This window comes from Pseudomonas sp. SF2, assembly GCF_036858055.1.
GTDB lineage: Bacteria > Pseudomonadota > Gammaproteobacteria > Pseudomonadales > Pseudomonadaceae > Aquipseudomonas.
On sequence record NZ_JAMBDI010000004.1, the window covers coordinates 61208 to 81209 of the forward strand.

Below are 20002 nucleotides of genomic sequence, written 5' to 3' on the forward strand. Positions count from 1 at the left end.
CATTGACGGCCACCTTACCCCACTAGAAAGAGCATCCCGATATGTCGATCGATAACAGCCTCATCGGCTCCGTAATCAATGCCCTGCCGATGGACCGCATGATCGCAGGCCCCCTGCAGGCCATGGTCCAGGCGCAGGTCACCGCAAGCAAGTCGTACGCTGACTTCCTGATGCAAGTGTGCGTCCAGGATGGCAAGGCCGTTGCCATCCAGTTCGACTACGACGAAACCATCGTCGACGAACAAGGCGAGTACAAGGGCGTGGTCAGCAAGACCATGAAAGTGCCGCTGGTGGCGGCCATCACCCACCCGAACATCGCCATCGAAGAGGGTAATGTCGAGTTCGAATTGACCATCAATCAGATGTCGGAAGACGTATCCACCAAGGACATGAGTGCAACCGCGACCGGTTCACTGGGCTGGGGACCGTTCCGGCTGAATGTCAAGGGCAGCATCAGCCACAAGTCCACGCAAACCCGCAAGACCGACACCCGCGCCCGCTATGCCTTCAACACCACGCTCAAACGCCAGGAACCGCCTGAGGCGATGATGCGGGTGATCGAATTCCTTACAGACGCGGCCACCAAACCGACCGTGGTCAAGACGGCAGCCCTGAAAAGCCCCGACGAAATCTCGCAGGCTGACACCCTGAATGGCAAATCGGTCGGTGCGAGCGCTGGTGCTGATGTTGGTGCTGATGTTGGTGCTGGTGTTGGTGCTGATGCCGGAGCCGAAATACCTTGAACTGCTGCCACCTGCAAAGCAGCCCCCATTATGTGAATGGGGGCACCATCGGCACAGAGGAAGCAAGTGAATGGACAAAGCCCCCGCCCCCATGACCTCCATCGACCTGCGCGAAATCACCCGCGGCCTGCAGGAAGCCGCCAGCGCTACCAACAGCCTGATCGCGCAGCAGTACATCAACCTGTTCGACCAGTTCTTCGACTGCGACACCGAGGCGTTGGGCGCCCCGATGAAAGCCAAGATGGTCGAGGTGGCCATGGACGGCCAACACATCATGCGCGTGCCGCTGTTCGCGCTGGTGTCGCCCAAGGGCCTGGCCCTTGAACGCATGCAGGTCGACCTGTCGGTAAGGGTCAAAGGCACCGAAGCACAACAGGCTGTGCTGACCGAGGGCGAAAACAAGGCCGCGAGCTTCAAGGTCACCATTGGCGGCCAAGGCCGTCAGGGCGACAGCCGTGACCCTGATGAAGTGCAGATCCGCATGCAGTTCCAGGCCAGCGAACCACCAGAAGCCCTCAACCGGCTGATCGAGGAATACACCAGCATGATCGTCCCGGTACGTGCCCCCAGCCCGCCGCCCTCGCCCGATACCAATGAATTCATCGAGGCGGCCACCGTCCGCTGATGGCCGCCCCGCACCGGCTCAGAAGTCACGCTTGTAGAAGATGTCCAGTGAGCTGGCCAGCCCGCTGGCGGCCTCAAGGTACACTTTCTTGCTCAGCTTGTAGCGCAACGCAATGGTGTTTGCGGGCTCGAACACCCCTACCCCGTAGCGCAGGCTCAGTTTCTCGGTAAGGTTGCCGCTGGCGACCACGCTGGTGGTATTGCCCGAACCTTCGGTGTCCAGCTGGAAGTCGTCGATGCCCAGGTTCGAGGCCAGGCTGCCGGTGATGCCGGCGCTACCCGCCAGCCCCAGGCCCAAGGCCGCCTCGGCGAGCATGTTGTTGTCTTCGCCGGAGGCGCCCAGCGGCCGTCCCAATACCAGGTACGACAGCGCCTGCTCCTGGCTCATGGCCGGCTCGGAGAACACTTTGCTGGTGGGCTGTTCGGCACTGCCGCTCAGGCGGATACCGGCAATCACGTCGTCGACCTTGCGGATCGCCTCAATGTCCAGGTAGGGCTGGTCGATCGGGCCTGCGAACAGCAGCCGCGCACGGCGGATGGTCAGGCGCTGGCCGTAGGCACGGTAGCGGCCGTCGGCCAGGCTCAGCTCGCCACGGGTATCGAGGTTGTCGCCGATGTGCACATGGCCGAGCAGGTTGGCCTTGAGGCCAAAGCCACTGAACGAAAGCTTGTCGCGGCCCACTTCGACATCGATGTCCATGGCCATCGCCATGGGTGGCTTGCCCTCTTCGGTCTGGTGGCCGACGATCACCGTGTCATCCGAGACCTTGACAGTGGAGGGTGGCAGCTCGCGCACGGTGATCGTGCCCTTGGGCACCTGGACCTTGCCGGTCACCGCCAGCTTGTCATCGATCAGGCGCAAGGTCAGGTCGGGGGCGACCTCCAGCGTCGCATAGGGCTCGACCGTGACAGGCAGTTGCTGGCCCTGCAGACGCAGGTCCATGCCCAGTGCCTGGCCCCAGGTGAGGTTACCACTCAACTGGCCACGCCCCGCCTCGCCACTGCGCCAGCTGCCATTGAGCTGTACCTGCTCGCCAGCAATCAATGCCTGCAATGACAAGTCCTCGAGACTGACCGGCAGCTCGGCGCCACTGACTTCGCCGCCGCTGAGCATCAGGTTGCCGTTGACCTGCGGGGCCAGCAAGGTGCCCGACAGCCGGCCACTGCCATTGAGCTGCCCGGCAAGGCGCTCGACCATCGGCACGAACGGACGCGCCACTGACAGGTCAAGGCCGGCCAGGCGGAAATCACCCGACAGTGGCTTGTTCTTGCCCAGTGGGTCGAGGCGGGTGTTGACGTTCAGCTCGCCCAGGCGCTCGCCGCGGAACGCCAGCCGGGTATCGATGCGCCGCGGCGCCAGGGTGCTATCCAGGCGCAGGGCCTGGTACGGGAAGTCGAGCCAGCGGTCCTTGTCACGCACGCGCAGGGTACCGCCACTGGCGTCGACGACGATGCTGCCCTTGGGACCGCTGGCCGGGATGTCCAGATTGATGTCGGCATTGAGCAGGCCCAGCCAGGCAAAGTCCTTCGGCAGCCACTGGGCCAGGCTGTCCAGCGGAAACTGCTTGAGGTGGTAACGCAAGCGTGGCTCGGGGGCCAGGCGCTGGTCTTCACCACACAAGCTGGCCTGGCCGGAGCGCCAGCAGTGCGCAGCAAAGTCCAGTTGCCCGCTGGCCAGCCGCTGCAGGCGCGCCGGTGCCTGCAATTGCCAGTCCTGGCCGCCGGCCTGGACCCGTCCACTGGCCAGGCGCCCACGCCAGTCACCCTTGTTCAACTGGCCATCCAGGCCGAGGTCGAGCTTGAGTTGCGGGCCGTCCAGCGCCAGGGTCAGCGCTTGCTGGCGAATGTCGCCTTTGCCGTTGGCCTGCAAGGTGCCCAATGCCGTGTCACCCAGGTGAATGGCGCTGGCCTTGAGCTCGATCACGCCGCGCTGGGCGTTGTCCAGGCGGGCATCCAGGTCCAGCTGCTGCAGGCGGTTTTCCGCCTGTGCCAGCCGCAGGCCCTGCAGGGTCAGCGTACCTTGCGGGGCCTGCAAGGTGCCGGCAACGTCCAGCCGGCCCTTGACCTGGCCCTGCAACCCTGGCCACAACTGGCCCAGGCGCGGCAGGTCGAGGTCGAGCCGCCCGGCCAGGCGCTGCTGCAGGCTGCCACTGCCATTGATACGGTTATCACCCAACTGGACTGCCAAGGCGCCCAAGGTCCAGCTCTGCCCTGCCCCTTGGGCCTGCACCTTGAGCATTGCCGGCTGGCCGCGCAAACGGCCTTTCAGGTCAAGCTGGGCATCGAGGCTCACGGCGTCGCCTTTCATTTCGCCTTTGCTGCGCAGCGGCCCCGCCAGGGTACCCGGCAGCTCGGCCAGCCAAAAGGCCGGGTCGAGCGCCGACAGCTGCAGGTCGACATCCCATGCCAGGTTGTCGGCAAAACGCACGGCGACACTGCCGGCAGCCTTGCCTTGCCCGGCGGTCAGCGCCAATTGCGGCAGCTTCACCTGGCTCAGGTCACCCTCGAACGGGCTGGCCAGGCTGAACGCGCCGGCCGGGCCGATCAGGTCGCCATTGAAGGTGCCCTGGTAGTTGCCATCGCGATAATGCACCTGGGCCCCGAGGCGCTTGAGCGTGACCTCGGGCGGCGCCTCCAGTGGATACAGCCGCAGCCACGGGAAGTCCTGCCAGTCCAGTCGGGCATCGGCGACCAGGCCTTGCTGCCAGTCAGCCGTGGCCTGCAACTTGACCCGCTGGGTATCGCTGGCATTCAGGTCCAGGGCATCGAGCCTGACGCCTTTGCTGTCGACCAGCCCGGACAACAGCAGGGCGATCGGCGACTGCTCGGCCGGCAGGCTGGCCGCCCCCGACAGTTGATAGCCCTTGAGCAGGTCACCACTGGCATCGAGCTTGAGCTGGTTGAACTGCACGGTATCGGGCAACGAGCCAACCGGCTTGAATGCCTCGGAGCGGATCTGCAAGGTCGCCGGCAGGTGCTCGGCCAACGCCTGCAATTGCCCGCTCAACGTGGCGTCAAGGTAACCGCTACTGGCGCCGGCAAGCTTCAGGGTTTTCTGTAACTCACCAGTGGCGGTCAGCGCCAGCTGCCAGGGTTTGCCGTCTACCGCAGGCAGTTGCAGCTGCGCCTGGAGTTGCACCGGCCAGTCAGCTTCGGGCTGCAGGTCGCCCTGCAGGTTCAATTGCAGGGCGTCACGCTGCAGGTGCAGGCTGTCGATGCGCAGCCCGGTGCTGGTCCAGTGCGCCGCCAGTTGCAAGTCGCCAAGCAGGTCACTGCCATCCAGGCGCAACTGGCCAACCTTGACCTCACCCAGTTCGATGTCCAGCGGCAAGTGCAGGGCCGGCAACTGCAGCGGGCCACTGTCGGCTGACTCGGCGCCGGGCGCAAAGGCCATGTCGATACGCTGCGCCTGCAATTGGTCAATGCACAAGGCAGAGCGCAACAGGCATGCCGGTGACCAGGCCAGCAGCGGTGCCTGCACCTCTACCGTGCTGCCACCATCGGCCCAGCTCAGCCGGCTGGCTTGCCAGCTACCTGCCAGGCGGCCCTGGAAGTCAGCGACCTCAAGCCCGGGCACCTTACCCAGCACCCAGCGGCTGCCAGCCTCGGTCCCCAGCAGCAGGCCGAGTGCCAGGCCCAGGCTCGCAACGACCCCGAGCAGGCCCGGCAGAATGTACTTGATCACGCGTTTCACAACTCAGGCCCCATGGAAAAGTGCAGGCGAATTCCCCCTTCATCATCCAGCGCCTTGGCCAGGTCCAGGCGCAGCGGCCCGACTGGCGACACCCAGCGCACGCCAAAACCGACACCGGTCTTGAGGCTTGGCAGTTCCAGGTCGTTGAACGAGTTGCCCTGGTCGACGAAGGTTGCCAGCCGCCACTTTTCGGTCAACGAATACTGGTACTCGACACTGCCGGCCACCAGGTAGCGCCCGCCAATGCGGTCACCGTCGCTGTTCTTCGGCGACAGGGTCTGGTAGTCGTAGCCGCGCACGCTCTGGTCGCCACCGGCGAAGAAGCGCAGCGAGGGCGGAATGTTGTTCTTGAAGCCATTGGTCGCGCTGCCACCGAACTGCACCCGGCCAAGCAGGCGGTGGTCATGGCCAAGGGTGGTCAGGCCCTTGAGCAGCACGTTGCCATGCAGCAGGTTGGTGTCCGAGACCAGCCCTTCCTTGGCCGCCTGCACATCGAACTGCAGGCGGTAACCGTTATGTGGGTCGATGCGGTTGTCACTGCGCAGGAAGGAGAAACTCACACCCGGCATCAGCAGGTTGCTCAACCCGGAGTCATCACCCAGGCGGTATTCCTCGCGCTGGTACTTGAGGGAAATCACCCGCTGCCAGCCGCTGGCCAGCTTGCTGTGCCACTCGGGGCCCACCGTCAGCAGTTTGCTGAGGGTATCGGTGCCGGCAATTTCTTCGTTCTGGTAGCCGCCGGCAAAGCGCAACTTGTCGGTCAGCGGTGGGTCGAGGGGAATGTCGTACCAAAGACCGACGTTCTGCCGTGGCGCCGACAGTTCGGTTTCCCAGCCGTAGCTATGGCCCTGCGGGTTGACCCAGTGGCGGGTCCAGTTGGCCTTGCCGCGTGGCCCGACGTCGGTCGAGAAGCCCAGGCCCAGGCCCATGGTGCGCGGCTTGCGGGTTTCCAGGCGGACATCCACGGGGATTTCTTCGCCCACGGCGGCGGTGGGCGCCGCATCCACGCGCACGCCTTCGAAGTAGCCGCTCGATTGCAGGTCATTGTTCAGCTCGGCGATCAGTTCCGAGTCGTAAGGTGTACCCGGCTTGAACGAGACCATGCGTTGCAACAGGTCGTCGTCCAGCGGTGTGTCGCCACCAAAGGTGACGGCGCCCAGGTGATAGCGCGGGCCGCTCTGGTAGACCAGTTCGATATCGGCCACCCCGGCCTGGGGGTCGACCGCCAGACGCTGGCGGCTGAAGCGCCCACTGAAGAAGCCATAGCGCGACGCCTGGTTCTGGATCAGCCGCTTGGCATCTTCGTAATGGCCGTGGTTGAGTTGTTCGCCCGCGCGCAGGGCCTTGCTGTCGGGCACGCGAAAGGCCTTCATCTCGCTGGCGGGGCCTTCGATGCGCACGGTCACGTTGCGCAGGCGAATGGGCTCGCCGGGGTCGATGGTGATGATCAGTTGCGGGGAACGGTCAGCCTCGCTGGCGGGCTTGACCTCGGTATCGATCTGCGCCTGGTAGTAGCCAAGTGCCTGCGCAGCTTTGCGCGCCTGCTCCTGGGCGCCGCGACTGAAGCGCAGCAGCGCTTCTTCATCGCGGTCGCCAAGGGTACCGATATAGCCTTCGACATTGGCCTTGAGCGCCTTGTTGGCCGGTTTGACCTTCACCAGCAACTCACTCTGGCCCCATGCTGCGAAACTGGCGACCCAGATAACCAGGCCCCAGGTCAATCTTCCTGAATACGTCATGCGGCGCATGCTACCAGAGCCGGGCGCTCAAGGGAGCCGCCGCACGGTCTGCTCAGGCAAAAGCAGAATTGGAAGAGACCGGATTGGGATGGAAGAACACCCTCTCCCGGATTGGTCCTACAGCTACCTCGCCAATTTCCTCATAGCCCTGGCGCTGGTAAAAGGCCAGGTAGTGCTCGTTGCCAGTGTCCAGCACCACACCTTGGGTGCCAGGGTCGTCCGCGCACCAGTCATGCACAGCTTGTAACAATTGCTCGCCGTAGTGCTTGCCCTGAAATTGCGGGTGCACGCCCAACAGCGGCAGCACATGCACCTGATCGGTGGGCAGGCAGGTGGCCAGGGCGGCCTGATAGTCCATGTAGCGACGCGTACAGCGCAGGCCGGTACCCAATATCATGCGCAGGCGCCAGGCCCAGCTATCGGCCACCCCCAGCCGGCGCAGGGGCGGCACGATCAGGGCCAGGGCGATCAGACGGTCCTCCACCAGCAGGCCGATGGCAGGCAACTGCAAGTAGAAATGCTGGCGTACCCATTCGCGCACCATCACCCGCAGGCGCTGCTCATAGCCTGGGCGTTGGGCCTCGAAGATATAGGCGAAGGTAGGTTCATGACGGTAGGCGTTGTACAACAGCGAACGCGCCTCGCGGCTGTAGCCGTCATCGAGCAGGCAGACTCGGGCCGTAACGGCAGTGGTTTCAGGCATTGCGGGCAGTCCTCCTGGAATGGGCGTACAAGTGCCCTGGCAAGGACGTTAGCAGCAGGCTCCCGAAGCCGCCATGCTGGTGATGGCAAGCGATGTCGGCTAGCATCGCGCCTTTTACCGGGATTATCTTTCCATGAAGATCGTCTGTTTCAACATCAACGGCCTGCGGGCCCGCCCGCACCAGCTGGCGGCGCTGATCGAAAAGCACCAGCCGGACGTGATCGGCCTGCAGGAAACCAAGGTCAGCGACGATCAGTTCCCGCTGGCCGACGTGCAGGCGCTGGGCTACCACGTGCATTACCACGGCCAGAAAGGCCACTATGGCGTGGCCCTGCTGTCGCGCCAGGCACCGCTGAGCCTGCACAAGGGCTTCGCCAGCGATGAAGAAGACGCCCAGCGCCGCTTCATCTGGGGCACCTTCGCCGATGCCGATGGCACCCCTATTACCATCATGAACGGCTACTTCCCCCAGGGTGAAAGCCGTGACCATCCCACCAAGTTCCCGGCCAAGCAGCGCTTCTACAGCGACCTGCAGGCGCTGCTGGAAGGCCAGTTCCGCAACGACCAGCCACTGCTGGTGATGGGCGACATGAATATCTCGCCGCAGGACTGCGACATCGGCATCGGCCCGGACAACGCCAAGCGCTGGCTCAAGACCGGCAAGTGCAGCTTCCTGCCGGAGGAGCGCGAGTGGATGGAACGTTTGAAAGGCTGGGGCCTGGTGGACAGCTTCCGCCACCTGTACCCGGAGGTGAGCGACCGCTTCAGCTGGTTCGACTACCGCAGCCGCGGCTTCGAGGACGAGCCCAAGCGCGGCCTGCGCATCGACCTGATCATGGCCTCGCAGCACCTGGTGCCGCGGATCAAGGCGGCGGGTGTGGACTATGAACTGCGCGGGATGGAAAAGCCGTCGGACCATGCGCCGATCTGGCTGGAATTGAGCTGAATTTGGGATGAGCCACTAGACTTGGGTCTTGTGTTGCCTGTGGGATCGAGCGCNNCCGCGCGGGCGGCGCTCGATCCCACAGGCAACACAAGACCCATGGCATGCCCCTTGAGCCTCCTGCTCACAAACCCAACCGCAACGCCTCCCCCACCCCCGCCCCGCGCACATCGTCCGCTGCGCTGACCAACGCAAAGTTGTAAGCCCCATGCGACCAGTACCGCGCCTCCAGCTGGCCATCCACCCGCTGCCCGTCAGGCATGCGCCGGTACTGATCGCCCGGTGAGCGCAGGAACAGGCTGATGCGCTGGCCCTTGCCATCCTCGAACACCAGCAATGCCGCCGGCCCTCGCTCATTGCTGAGCAGGCGCGCACCCACCGGTTTGAAACCGTAGCCGGCCAGGTCCGGCAACTGGCCCACGCTTTTGAAGTGGCGCCCCAGCCAGTCGCGCAACTGCTCCGGGTCGCTGGCCTGAATATCCAGTGCCTCGCTGCCGGCAAACAGGCGGTGCGCCTGAACCGCATCGGCCATCGGCAGGTCGGCACGCGCCAAGGTGGCATCGCGCACCTGCCAACCACCAAGGCCACCCACGCCCAACGCCAACAACAATACCGCCGCCGTGGCCCAGCGGCGCTGGCGGCGTTGGCGCAATTGCCGGCGCAACTGCCCCAGGTCCAGCTGCGCAGCCCCGGGCACTTCGCCAAACCCGGCCAACACCGCACGCAGGCGCCGGGCATCGGCACGCCAGCCCTCGACCTTGGCCGCAGCCTGCGGATTGGCCGCCAGCCAGGCCTGCACCTCGGCCCGGCGCACAGGCTCCAGGCGCTCGTCGACATAGGCGTGCAGTTCGTCTTCGCTGGGGATCAGGCGCGTCATTTCAGTCTCCGCAAGGCCGGGGGCTGGGGGCTGCCCTCGGTGAGTTCGCGCAAGGCATTGCGGGCGCGCGACAGGCGCGACATCACAGTGCCGATAGGGATACCCAGGGCCTGGGCGGCCTCCTTGTAGCTCAAACCTTCGATGCTGACCAGCAGCAGCAACGCACGCTGTTCTGCCGTGAGCCGGGCGAAAGCCTGCAGGTCGGCCTGGGCCAGGACAATGGCCTCGAGGTTGTCGCCAACCGGCTCGTCGTCGCGCTCGCCGCGGCCGAACCAGGACAGCCAGCGCGCATGCAGGCGCTCGCGGCGCTTACCGTCGAGGAAAAGCCGATAAAGGATGGTGAACAGCCAGGCCCGCAGTGCATCGGCGTCGCGTTGCTGGTCGCGCCGGCTCAAGGCCCGCTCGACCGCGGCCTGCACCAGGTCGTCGGCACTGCCCGGCTCGCGGGTCAGCCACACGGCAAAGCGGCGCAGGCGGGCCAGTAGCTCGCGCCACTGGTGGTCGTCCAGATCATGCATGGCAAAGTCCCGGCCTCTGGGGTTGTCAGTGTAAAAGGCTGACGCCTGTGAGGAAATTCTATTCCCGAAAAGGGAATAAGTTTTTCCCTGCACCGTCGTACCGGCACCTTCACTGAACCGGACAATCACCATGAACTCACCCCTGCACGGCCCGGCCAAGGCCCTGCGCCTGGCCGCCATCGGCGCCGTGATGCTGGCCGCGGGCGCCGGCTTTGCCTATGCCGCCGGCTGGTTTGGCGAAACCCGCCTGACCCCACAGCGCATCATCGACACCTTCGAAGCCCAGGCCGGGCATTACCCGGGTTACCGGAAAAACCACGCCAAGGGCCTGTGCGTCAGCGGCTACTTCCAGCCCAGCGGGCAGGCCGCCAGCCTGTCCACGGCGCGGGCGTTCAGCCAGCCGCGGGTGCCAGTGATCGGCCGCTTCGCCATTGGCGGCGCCAACCCGTTCGCGCCGGACACCGGCATACCGGTGCGCAGCCTGGCCATCGAGCTGAGCACCGACGACGGGCAGGTCTGGCGTACTGGCATGAACAACCCACCGGTGCTGGCGGTAAGCACGCCGCAAGCCTTCTATGAGCAGGTACTGGCGGGAGCACCAGACCCGGCCACCGGCAAACCGGACCCGGGCAAACTGCAGGCATTTTTCGCCGCCCACCCGGAAAGCGCGGCGTTTCGCCAGTGGGCGGCGGGCTACACGCCCAGCAACAGTTTCGCCAGCACGCAATACCACAGCATCAACGCCTTCCGCCTGATCGACGCAAGCGGTGCGGCCCACCCGGTGCGTTGGCAACTGGAGCCGCAAACGGCGTTTGCCGCCCTGCCTGCCCAAGTCGATGACAAACAGTTCCTGCAGCACGACCTGCAGCAACGCCTGGCCCAAGGCCCGCTGCGCTGGACGCTGCGCCTGGTGCTGGCGGAGCCTGGCGATGCGGTGGACGACCCTGCCAGACCCTGGCCTGCCGAACGGCGCAGCGTGGACGCCGGCACGCTGGTGCTGGAGCAGGTCGACGGCCCCGAGCAAGGGGCCTGCCGCGACCTCAACTTCGACCCGCTGATCCTGCCCCGGGGCATCCAGGCCTCCGCCGACCCGATCCTCGCGGCCCGTTCGGCCGCCTACTCGGAATCCTTCAACCGCCGCAGCCGCGAATCGCTCGGCACCGGAGCCCGCCCATGAAAACCGACACCTTCCACCCCCTTGCCCGCCTGTTGCACTGGCTGATGGCCGTGCTGATCCTGGCCATGTTGTTCATCGGTGTGAGCATGGTCGCCGACCTGTCGCCACGCCACCCCGTGCTGATCGGGCTGCACAAGGCCACCGGCCTGGCCCTGCTGGTACTGGTGTTGCTGCGCATCGGCGTACGCCTGGCCCTGCCCCACCCGCCCCTGCCGCACGACCTGCCCACACTGCAGCGCTGGGCCGCCGGGGCCTCGCACCTGCTGCTCTATGGCCTGATGCTGGCCATGCCGCTGCTGGGCTGGGCCATGCTGTCGGCCGGTGGCTACCCACGCCCGTTGGGTTTACCGGCCATCGCCCCCCATGACCTGCAGTTGTACGCCGTGCTGCGCCAGGCCCATGGCTGGGCTGGCTACCTGCTGTTCGCCACGGTGCTGGTGCATGTGGGCGCCGCCTTGATGCACGGGTGGGTGCGCCGCGACGGCGTGTTGCGTAGCATGTGGCCAGGCCCACTGCGCCGCAGCGAATGACGCTCGGCAACCCAGGGCCTAGACAATCGATAATAATTCTTATCATTTTCGGCTTTTTATTTGCCGCACCGCCCTGGACTGCCCTATGAACGTCGCAAAGGATCCTGCCACCCTTACCCCCGCCAGCACCCTGGACCTGCGTCCCCTGCTGCTGGCCAACATGGCCTGTACCATGTCGATGATGGCCTTCGTCGCCCTGATCGGCCCGATCGCCCGTCAGCTCGGCATGGCCACCTGGCAAGCCGGTGCCGCCGTTACCGTGGCGGGCGTGGTCTGGGTGCTGCTGGCCCGGCCCTGGGGGCGCGCGGCGGACCGCCTGGGCCGTCGGCGCATCCTGCTGCTGGGCAGCGCCGGCTTCACCCTGGCCTATTGGCTGCTATGCCTGTTCGTCGAAGGCGCACTGCGCTGGCTGCCGGGGGCGAGCCTTGCCTTCATCGGCCTGATGGTCGCGCGCGGCTGCATCGGCGCCTTCTATGCGGCCATTCCGGTGGGCTGCAATGCGCTGATCGCCGACCATGTCGAACCGCAACGCCGGGCCCGGGCCATGGCCTCGCTGGGGGCGGCCAACGCCGTTGGCCTGGTGGTGGGGCCGGCGCTGGCGGCGCTGCTGGCGCGGCATAGCCTGAGCCTGCCGTTCCATATCATGTCGCTGCTGCCAGCCAGTGCCTTCCTGGTCCTGCTGTTCACCCTCAAGCCGCAGGCGCTGCCGCACAGCCATGCCCCCAGCCCGGTGCGGCTGAACGACCCGCGCCTGCGCCGGCCCTTGCTGGTGGCGTTCAGCGCCATGCTCAGCGTCACGGTGTCACAGATCATCGTCGGTTTCTTCGCCCTTGACCGCCTGCACCTGGGCCCGGCCCAAGCGGCCCAGGCCGCCGGCATCGCCCTGACCACGGTGGGCGTGGCACTGATCCTGGCACAGGTGCTGCTGCGCCAGCTGGAATGGCCGCCGCTGAAGATGATCCGGGTCGGCGCCACGGTGTCGGCCTTGGGCTTTGCCTGCGGCTCGCTCGCCACCACGGCACCCTGGCTGTGGGCTTGCTACTTCGTCGCGGCGGCGGGCATGGGCTTTGTCTTCCCGGCGTTTTCGGCGCTGGCAGCCAATGCCATGCACGCCTCCGAGCAAGGCGCCACGGCCGGCTCCATCGGTGCTGCCCAAGGCATGGGCGCAGTGATCGGACCACTGGCCGGCACCCTGGTATATGCCATCGATCCACGCTTGCCATTCCTGGCGGTGGCAGCGCTGTTGCTGCTGGTCGGGTTATGGCCGATACCGCGCGATCAGCGGGCCTGACAAGCACAGCGCGCAAGTGTGCAGAGTGTGTTTTAATGCGCATCGCTCATTATTTTTGACACCTCTGATTACAAGGCGGCTATGGACACGGGGACGCGACTCAAACTGGTGCGTGAACGCAACAACCTCTCCCAACGGGAACTGGCCCGCCGCAGCGGGCTGACCAATTCGACGATCTCACAGATCGAGCAGAATCGCGTCAGCCCTTCGGTCAGCTCCCTGAAAAAACTGCTCGAAGGCATTCCGATGAGCCTGGCGGAGTTCTTCAGCTTCGACGAGCCGGTGCGCGAAGAGCGCTACGTGTTCCGTGGCAGCGAACAGCCAGACCTGGGCCGCAACGGCCTGCGTATGCTGCTGGTCGGTGCCAGTGTCGAAGGCCGGCAGATGCGCATGCTGCGTGAGCTGTATGCACCGGGTGCCGATTCGGGCGAACCGATCGTGCATGCCGAGGGTGAAGAGTGTGGCCTGGTCACCCGCGGCACCGTCGAGTTGTGGGTCGATGGCCAGGTGAGCGTGCTCAACTCGGGCGACGGGTACTACATTCCCACTACCCTGCCGCACAGTTTCAAGAACATCGGCCCGGACGAGGCCGAGATCATCAGCGCCAACACCCCGGCTAACTTCTGATTGCTTCATGCGTGGGGGATGGCACCGGCTTCGCCGGTGTTCGCGGCTAAAGCCGCCCCCACAGGTAAAGCGCCAACCCTGTGGGAGCGCGCATTCAGGTGGGGCTGCCGGCGCCCTGACGCAGAGCCTCTTCGACAAAGTCCAGGCGGTCCTGGCCGAAGAACATCTCGTCACCGACGAAGCAGGTCGGCGCGCCAAACACCCCGCGCCCCACTGCCTCTTCGGTCGCGTGCCTGAGCGCAGCCTTCACCTCGTCATCACCCGCCAGCGCGCGAAATGCTTGCGGGTCGAAGCCGCCCTGGCTGAGCGTCTCGTCGAGGACGGCGCTATCGCCCAGGTTACGGCGCTGCACAAACAGCCCGTTGAACAGCACCGCCACTAACGCCTCGAACCGTTCCGGCGAACGCAGCTGGGTGCCCATTGCCCCGCGCATCAGGGTCAAGGTATTGACCGGGAAACCCGGCGGCAACTCGAACGGAACCCCATAGCGCGCGGCGAAGCGCGCCAGGTCGGTGAACATGTAACGACCCTTGGCCGGAATCATGACAGGCGAGGCGTTGCCGGTGGCCTGGAAAACCCCGCCCAGCAGCATCGGCCGGTAGCGCAGCGTGGCACCCTGGCGGGCACACAGGCCAGGCAGTTGGGTCCAGGCCAGGTAGCTGGCCGGGCTGCCTAGGTCAAAAAAGAAATCGACAGTCTTGTGCATGGTTACGGTCCTTGCTCGGTGAAAGAGGTTTACCAGCGTTCCATCCAGGGGCGCAGGTCCAGCTCGAAAGTCCAGGCGTCGCGGGGCTGGGCGTGCAGGAACCAGTAGCTGTCGGCGATGTGGGCCGGGGCGAGGATGCCATCCTGGTCCTTGAGGGCGTAGCGGTCAGGGAAACTGTCACGAATGAAAGCAGTGTCGATAGCCCCGTCCACCACCACATGGGCGACATGGATGTTCCGCGGCCCCAGTTCGCGTGCCATGCTCTGGGCCAGGGCGCGCAAGGCGTGCTTGGCCCCGGCGAAAGCCGCAAAGCCCGCCGCGCCACGGGTGCCGGCGGTGGCACCGGTGAACAGAATGGTGCCGCGCTCGCGCTGGACCATGCGCCGGGCCACCGCCTGAGCGGTAAGGAAACCGGCAAAACAGGCCATCTCCCAGATCTTGAAGTATTTGCGCGGGGTTTCCTCAAGAATGCTACAGGGCACATTGGCGCCGATATTGAACACAAATGCTTCGATCGGGCCGATATCACGCTCGATGGTTTCGACCAGCGCGGCCACCTCCTCCTCCTTGCGCGCATCGGAGCCAAAACCGTGGGCCTGGCCGCCGGCAGCGCGGATTTCGTCCAGCAGCGGCTGCAACTTGTCAGCCTGGCGCCGGGTCACACAGGCAATGTAGCCCTCGCGGGCAAAGCGCTTGGCGATCTCGCCACCGGTGGCATCCCCCGCACCTATCACCAGCACTACTTTTTGTTGTTCTGCCATGCCTGCCTCCATAGGTAAATGATCGTTTAGTAAACGAACGCTATGTTATGATCGCCGCCACCGTCAAGCCCGCCTGCAGAGGCAAGTGAATGCGCTACACCAACGAACACAAGCAGCAAACCCGTCAGCGGTTGCTGGCCAGCAGCGGCGCGCTGGCCAAACGAGGGGGGTTTTCCAGCACCGGTGTGGCCGGGCTGATGAAGGCAATCGGCCTGACCGGTGGCGCCTTCTACAACCACTTCCCGTCCAAGGACGACCTGTTCACCGAGGTAGTGCGGCAGGAACTGTGCAACAGCCCGCTGGCGCGCCTGGCCAACCAGGCGGCCAGCCGCGAACGCCTGGGCCGTTGCCTGCAGCAGTACCTGAGCCTGGCCCACCTGCACAATGCCGAAGGTGGCTGCCCGCTGCCGCCGTTGGGAGTGGAGATTGCCCGGGCCCAAGCCCCCGTGCGCGCGGTGGCCGAGCATTGGCTGGTGGAACTGCACCGGGCCTGGAGCGCGACCCTGGAGGACGACGAGTTGGCCTGGGTGCTGATCAGTCAGTGCGTCGGCGCCTTGCTGATCGGGCGCATGCTGGCCACAGAAAGCGTGCAGTCGCAGGTACTGGACGCCAGCCGCCACTTCGTCGAGAAGGCCCTGCATGAAGCGGATTAGCCTCCTGCTGGGGCTGCTGCTGGCCCTGCCTGCCCTCGCCGAACAGGCCTGCCCGCCAGGGCAGTACCAGGTGTGCCTGATGGGGTGTTTCTGTGCGCCCATCGACCCCGGGCAAGCCGGGCAGATTTTCAAGGACGTGGAAGTGCTGGCTTCGTCCAGCCTGACCTACGCCTTGCACCAGGCACGCGACGAAGCCACTGCCAGCGGCGTCGAGCCGATCCCGTTGCATATCCGCGCGCAACTCGAACCCTGGTACGACTTTGCCGTACTCGACGCGGCACGCTTCCGGGTAGGTGACGAACAGCAGATGAGCGCGGCCAATGCGCTGCTGCAGAACCCCGACGTGAACGCCGTGACGCTGATCGACACGATCATCTTCCGCCGCCCCGCCGATGCCGAGGACAACGTGGCGTTGTGGGCCCACGAGCTCAAGCATGTGCAGCAGTATCAGCAGTTGGGTGTGGAAGAGTTCGCCCGGCGCTATACGCGCAACTACGACGACCTGGAAGCGCCGGCCTACAAGGTCGAGGCCGAGGTCAGCAAGGCGCTGCGCGAGCGTGGTTCAGGGCAGGCGAGATAGTAGCAGCGGCGCTTTACCCTGTGGGAGCGGCCTTGTATCGCGAAAGGGCTGCGCAGCAGCCCCCTGAGTTCGGCGTGGGGCATATATTGCCGGGGCCGCTTTGCGGCCCTTTCGCGACACAAGGCCGCTCCCACAACCGTTACGCCGCCGAAGCTTCTTCAGCCACCTGCTCACGGCTGGCATAACGCTGCGCCAGCACCGCACAAACCATCAGCTGGATCTGATGGAACAGCATCAGCGGCAGGATCATCGCACCTATGCCACTGCCGACGAACAGTACCTGGGCCATGGGAACGCCGGTGGCCAGGCTCTTCTTCGAACCGGCGAACAGGATGGTAATGCGGTCCTCCAGGTCAAAGCCCAGCAGCTTGCCGAGCAGCCGGGTACCGAACAGCACCACCGCCAGCAATATCCCGCACACGGCAAACAACCCGGCCAGGTGCTGCGGCGATACCGTGTGCCACAGCCCGGTAACCACCGCCTCGCTGAACGCGGTGTAGACCACCAGCAGGATCGAGCCCTGGTCCACCACCTTGAGCCAGCGCGCATTGCGCTTGACCCAGGCGCCGATCCAGCGCCGGGCGACCTGCCCGGCCACGAACGGCACCAGCAGCTGCAGGGTGATCTTCAGCACTGCATCCAGGCCAGAACCGGTATCACCGCTGGCCCCCAGCAACATCATCACCAGCAACGGCGTGAGGAAGATGCCCAGCAGGCTGGATGCCGCCGCGCTGCAAATGGCCGCTGGCACATTACCACGCGCCAGCGAGGTGAAGGCGATGGCCGACTGCACGGTGGCCGGCAAGGCACACAGGTAGAGCACGCCCAGGTACAGTTCGTTGCCCACCAACGGCACGAACAGCGGCTTGAACGCCAGGCCCAGCAGCGGGAACAGCACGAAGGTGCAGGAAAACACCAGCAAGTGCAGGCGCCAGTGCCCGGCACCGGCGATGATCGCCTCGCGCGACAGCTTGGCGCCGTGCAGGAAGAACAGCAGGCCGATGGCCAGGTTGGTCAGCCAACCGAAATACACCGCGCCGTCGCCCGAGCAAGGCAGCACGGTGGCTATCAGCACCACCCCGAGCAAGGCCAGGGTGAAATTGTCGAATAACATGCGCAAATACTTCATCACAGTTTCCGTCTTGTCATTGTGCAAGGGCAGACGATAAGGTCTTCGGCTTTTCGCCGCTAACGCCGGAACCCCCACCGGTATCGCTCAACGGACACGCTCCAGCACAGGACCCGCCCATGCCCCTCTCCCGCCTGGCTGCACTTGCTGCCGCCCTCACCCTCACCTTGGGCCACAGTGCCGCCCACGCCAATGACCAGTTGCAGGCCAAGGTCGACCAGATCATCCGCCCGCTGATGCAGGAGCAAGGCATCACCGGCATGGCCGTGGCGATCTATGCTCGCGACCACGCGCACTACTTCAGCTATGGCGTGGCCAGCAAGGCCGACAATGTGCCGGTCAGCCGCGACACGCTGTTCGAGATCGGCTCGCTGAGCAAGACCTACACCGCCACCCTGGCCGCACTGGCCAGTGCCGAAGGCAAGCTGGACCTCGATGCCCCGGCCAAGCGCTATCACCCGGCCCTTGCCGGTACCTCCATCGGCGAGGCGAGCGTGCTGGAGCTGGGCGCCTACAGTGCCGACTGCCTGCCGTTGCAGTTCCCGGATGCGGTGCAGACACCGCAGCAGGTGGTCGATTTCTTCCGCCACTGGCAACCCCGCGCCAAACCCGGCACCCAGCGCTGCTACTCCAACCCCAGCCTGGGCTTGTTCGGCGACCTGGCCGCCCGCGCGCAACATCAGCCGTTTTCCACACTGATGAGCGAGGGCCTGCTGAAACAGATGGGCCTGGAAAACACCTATCTGCAGGTCCCGGCGAGCGCCCAGGGGCTGTACGCCCAAGGTTATGACGCTGACGACAAGCCAGTGCGTGTCAGCCCCGGCCCTTACGCCGACGAAGCCTACGGCATCAAGACCAGCGCCAGCGACCTGCTGCGCTATGTGCGCCTGCACATGCAGCCGGAGGGCCTGCCCCCGGCGCTGGTGCAAGCCACGGCCATTACCCGGCAGGGCTACTTCCAGGTCGGCGCCATGACCCAGGGCCTGGGTTGGGAGCGCTACCCCTACCCGGTCACGCTAAGCACCTTGGTAGATGGCAATGGCCCGCAGCTTATCCGTGAACCGCAGGCAACCACGCGGCTGCAACCCGCCCAGCCTGCGCTGTCGGCAGCCTGGTACAACAAGACCGGCTCGACCAATGGTTGCGGCGCCTACGCCGCCTTCGTGCCCGCCGAACAACTGGCCGTGGTGTTGCTGGCCAACCGAAATTACCCGAACGAAGCCCGGGTGCGCGCAGCCTTCGACATTCTGTCCGGGCTGTAGTGCCGGCAACGATTGTCGAACAAAACGACAGAATGTAGTGAGAAAAAATATTCACTACAAAACGGTTGACGCCGTTCATCGCCCTTGGGCATGATGAAGCCGTCTCCCCGATCGGGAGCGGTGGCAAGGGTGTTCCAGACGGCCTGCGCGGTAACGCAGGCCGTCCGTGGAGAGGGAAACTGTCCAAAAGGCAGCGTGAGAAAGCCCCTGTTGCGATGCTGCTGTAGCAGCCTTGGTAGAGCGCTACACCGTGGTAGCGCCAACTGTGAAAAATCACCTATGAATGGGTAATGGGGGCTTTATGATGAACTTGAACAACAATCCGACTATCGACCAATTGGCCCAGCTGTTCGCCGTGCGCAAGGACAGCCTTGACGACCATTTGCTGTGGGTCAGCCAGACCGGTGAAGTGCGCCTCGACCGCCTGCCACCGAACACCGTCGAAGATGAATTCGAAGAGCACCTGCCCAGCATGCGTGCCCGCTTCAAGGTCTACCGCCGTGGCCAAGGCTACGTCGGCAAGAAGGCCGCCGCCGACACCGAGTTCGTTGGCCGCGTCCTGCAGACCCTGCAACAAGAATGGCCCGCTGCCCGTGAGCAGCAGGCAGTCAAGGTGATCGAACCGCTCAACTGAGGGTTCCCACCCTTACCTGAGCCCGGCCCGCATAGGCCGGGCTTTTTCATGCCTGGCGCCGCTGGCTGGCGCGTTCCGGCAGCGGCAAGGCGCCGGTTGCCATCGCCCGGGCGCGGTCAACACCCCACACCAGGGCGCGGGTCATGGTCTCGCCTGGCCGTGCGGGGTAGTACTCCTCCAGCAGTGCCCGCCCATCCCCGGCATACAGCCCCAGGAACAGTTGGGTCGCCCCCAGGCGCGACAAGCGAACCTGCACGTCCAGGGTGGTACCGTCACTGAGTGCTTCGTCGTGGCAGCGGCTGTGCAGCTGGGCGTCGGCCCACTGCCAATAGGTCTCTTCCCTGACTCGCATGCGCATTCAATCCTCCGTTGCTGGAATGCCGCGCCAGAAAACCACAGCCTTGGCCATCCTGCGAGCGCTACCCGACAATGCCATGAGGCGGATCAAGAAATGGCAATAAAAACCCCGCCATTCGGCGGGGTTGTGCTGGAGCGGGATCACTTCTTCAGCGGAACCCGCGGCATGAAGCGGCCTTTTTTACTGCGCTGCAGGTGTGCAGGCTGGAGCTGTTCGGAATCATCCAGCGTCATGTGGGCGAAGCCCAGGCGGAATGCCGCCTGGCCGCAACGCACCTGGCTGTTGATCGGGAACGCGTCGTTCAGGTCTTCGAAAAAGGATTCGCTCATGCCCTGTCTCCCTCCAGTGGCGGACGCGCCGGCAACCAGAACAGTTGCCCAGGTAAACGCGACCAGTGAAAGTGAGACTAGCTGGTCATTTGCAGACCGCCCAGGCTGATGCCCTGGACCCGAC

At 65.1% G+C, this 20002-nt stretch carries 21 protein-coding genes; 11 read left to right on the forward strand and 10 right to left on the reverse strand.

Annotated features, from left to right (window positions below):
* Positions 1-41: 41 nt before the first annotated feature.
* Together M2S36_RS01570 and M2S36_RS01575 are read left to right on the forward strand one after the other, a co-directional pair.
* Positions 42-743, forward strand: coding sequence for a DUF2589 domain-containing protein (locus M2S36_RS01570; protein ID WP_333956594.1), 702 nt, complete (start codon positions 42-44; stop codon positions 741-743).
* Between the two features lie 70 nt (positions 744-813).
* Positions 814-1368: a DUF2589 domain-containing protein gene (locus M2S36_RS01575; protein WP_233687412.1), complete on the forward strand. Its 555-nt coding sequence runs from the start codon at positions 814-816 to the stop codon at positions 1366-1368.
* An 18-nt stretch (positions 1369-1386) separates the two neighbouring features.
* On the opposite strand, the gene M2S36_RS01580 is transcribed toward M2S36_RS01575, so the two are convergent.
* From M2S36_RS01580 to M2S36_RS01590, 3 genes are read right to left on the reverse strand one after another with little or no spacing between them, the layout of a single operon-like run.
* Positions 1387-5061 (reverse strand): translocation/assembly module TamB domain-containing protein, encoded by a 3675-nt coding sequence (locus M2S36_RS01580; RefSeq protein WP_333956595.1) that lies wholly within the window; start codon positions 5059-5061, stop codon positions 1387-1389.
* Positions 5058-6800 (reverse strand): autotransporter assembly complex protein TamA, encoded by a 1743-nt coding sequence (locus tag M2S36_RS01585; protein WP_135002720.1) that lies wholly within the window; start codon positions 6798-6800, stop codon positions 5058-5060. Before M2S36_RS01585 ends, M2S36_RS01580 begins: the two co-directional genes overlap by 4 nt.
* A 52-nt stretch (positions 6801-6852) precedes the next feature.
* Positions 6853-7503 (reverse strand): GNAT family N-acetyltransferase, encoded by a 651-nt coding sequence (locus M2S36_RS01590; RefSeq protein ID WP_196188811.1) that lies wholly within the window; start codon positions 7501-7503, stop codon positions 6853-6855.
* A gap of 133 nt (positions 7504-7636) precedes the next feature.
* On the opposite strand from M2S36_RS01590, the gene xthA reads away from it, so the two are divergent.
* On the forward strand, positions 7637-8449 hold the full coding sequence (gene xthA / locus M2S36_RS01595; protein ID WP_063914848.1) for an exodeoxyribonuclease III: 813 nt from the start codon (positions 7637-7639) through the stop codon (positions 8447-8449).
* A 121-nt stretch (positions 8450-8570) separates the two neighbouring features.
* Here xthA and M2S36_RS01600 read toward each other — a convergent pair whose 3' ends face one another.
* The gene (locus tag M2S36_RS01600) at positions 8571-9323 is read right to left on the reverse strand and encodes an anti-sigma factor family protein (protein ID WP_241106637.1); all 753 of its coding nucleotides are present in this window, start codon (positions 9321-9323) and stop codon (positions 8571-8573) included.
* Positions 9320-9841: a sigma-70 family RNA polymerase sigma factor gene (locus M2S36_RS01605; protein ID WP_233694185.1), complete on the reverse strand. Its 522-nt coding sequence runs from the start codon at positions 9839-9841 to the stop codon at positions 9320-9322. Before M2S36_RS01605 ends, M2S36_RS01600 begins: the two co-directional genes overlap by 4 nt.
* Positions 9842-9965: 124 nt before the next feature.
* On the opposite strand from M2S36_RS01605, the gene M2S36_RS01610 reads away from it, so the two are divergent.
* From M2S36_RS01610 to M2S36_RS01625, 4 genes are all read left to right on the forward strand, one after another.
* Positions 9966-11018: a catalase family peroxidase gene (locus M2S36_RS01610; protein WP_207835130.1), complete on the forward strand. Its 1053-nt coding sequence runs from the start codon at positions 9966-9968 to the stop codon at positions 11016-11018.
* Positions 11015-11548: a cytochrome b gene (locus M2S36_RS01615; protein WP_233687415.1), complete on the forward strand. Its 534-nt coding sequence runs from the start codon at positions 11015-11017 to the stop codon at positions 11546-11548. The genes M2S36_RS01610 and M2S36_RS01615 overlap by 4 nt, the downstream gene beginning before the upstream one ends.
* Before the next feature lie 85 nt (positions 11549-11633).
* On the forward strand, positions 11634-12839 hold the full coding sequence (locus M2S36_RS01620; protein ID WP_241106635.1) for an MFS transporter: 1206 nt from the start codon (positions 11634-11636) through the stop codon (positions 12837-12839).
* Positions 12840-12920: 81 nt separating this feature from the next.
* Positions 12921-13466 carry a cupin domain-containing protein gene (locus tag M2S36_RS01625; protein ID WP_046616603.1) on the forward strand — a complete coding sequence of 182 codons (546 nt, stop codon included), beginning with the start codon at positions 12921-12923 and terminating at the stop codon, positions 13464-13466.
* A gap of 94 nt (positions 13467-13560) precedes the next feature.
* Here M2S36_RS01625 and M2S36_RS01630 read toward each other — a convergent pair whose 3' ends face one another.
* Together M2S36_RS01630 and M2S36_RS01635 are read right to left on the reverse strand one after the other, a co-directional pair.
* On the reverse strand, positions 13561-14172 hold the full coding sequence (locus tag M2S36_RS01630) for a 2-hydroxychromene-2-carboxylate isomerase (RefSeq protein WP_333956596.1): 612 nt from the start codon (positions 14170-14172) through the stop codon (positions 13561-13563).
* Between the two features lie 29 nt (positions 14173-14201).
* The gene (locus M2S36_RS01635) at positions 14202-14933 is read right to left on the reverse strand and encodes an SDR family oxidoreductase (RefSeq protein ID WP_207835040.1); all 732 of its coding nucleotides are present in this window, start codon (positions 14931-14933) and stop codon (positions 14202-14204) included.
* Positions 14934-15022: 89 nt separating this feature from the next.
* On the opposite strand from M2S36_RS01635, the gene M2S36_RS01640 reads away from it, so the two are divergent.
* Together M2S36_RS01640 and M2S36_RS01645 are read left to right on the forward strand one after the other, a co-directional pair.
* Complete coding sequence (locus tag M2S36_RS01640; protein WP_207835042.1) at positions 15023-15586, forward strand: TetR/AcrR family transcriptional regulator; 564 nt, start codon at positions 15023-15025, stop codon at positions 15584-15586.
* Entirely contained in the window at positions 15573-16166 is a 594-nt protein-coding gene (locus M2S36_RS01645; RefSeq protein ID WP_333956597.1) for an eCIS core domain-containing protein, read from the forward strand. The genes M2S36_RS01640 and M2S36_RS01645 overlap by 14 nt, the downstream gene beginning before the upstream one ends.
* A gap of 139 nt (positions 16167-16305) precedes the next feature.
* On the opposite strand, the gene M2S36_RS01650 is transcribed toward M2S36_RS01645, so the two are convergent.
* On the reverse strand, positions 16306-17295 hold the full coding sequence (locus M2S36_RS01650) for a bile acid:sodium symporter family protein (RefSeq protein WP_207835046.1): 990 nt from the start codon (positions 17293-17295) through the stop codon (positions 16306-16308).
* 119 nt (positions 17296-17414) lie between these two features.
* Between M2S36_RS01650 and ampC the strand changes: the two genes are divergently transcribed.
* Entirely contained in the window at positions 17415-18557 is a 1143-nt protein-coding gene (gene ampC / locus M2S36_RS01655; RefSeq protein ID WP_333956598.1) for a class C beta-lactamase, read from the forward strand.
* Positions 18558-18858: 301 nt separating this feature from the next.
* A complete protein-coding gene (locus M2S36_RS01660) occupies positions 18859-19191 on the forward strand; it encodes a hypothetical protein (protein ID WP_003253895.1) in 333 nt (110 codons plus the stop codon).
* 46 nt (positions 19192-19237) lie between these two features.
* On the opposite strand, the gene M2S36_RS01665 is transcribed toward M2S36_RS01660, so the two are convergent.
* Positions 19238-19549: a hypothetical protein gene (locus M2S36_RS01665; RefSeq protein ID WP_207835050.1), complete on the reverse strand. Its 312-nt coding sequence runs from the start codon at positions 19547-19549 to the stop codon at positions 19238-19240.
* A 140-nt stretch (positions 19550-19689) separates the two neighbouring features.
* Entirely contained in the window at positions 19690-19878 is a 189-nt protein-coding gene (locus M2S36_RS01670; RefSeq protein WP_003253897.1) for a hypothetical protein, read from the reverse strand.
* Between the last annotated feature and the right edge of the window lie 124 nt (positions 19879-20002).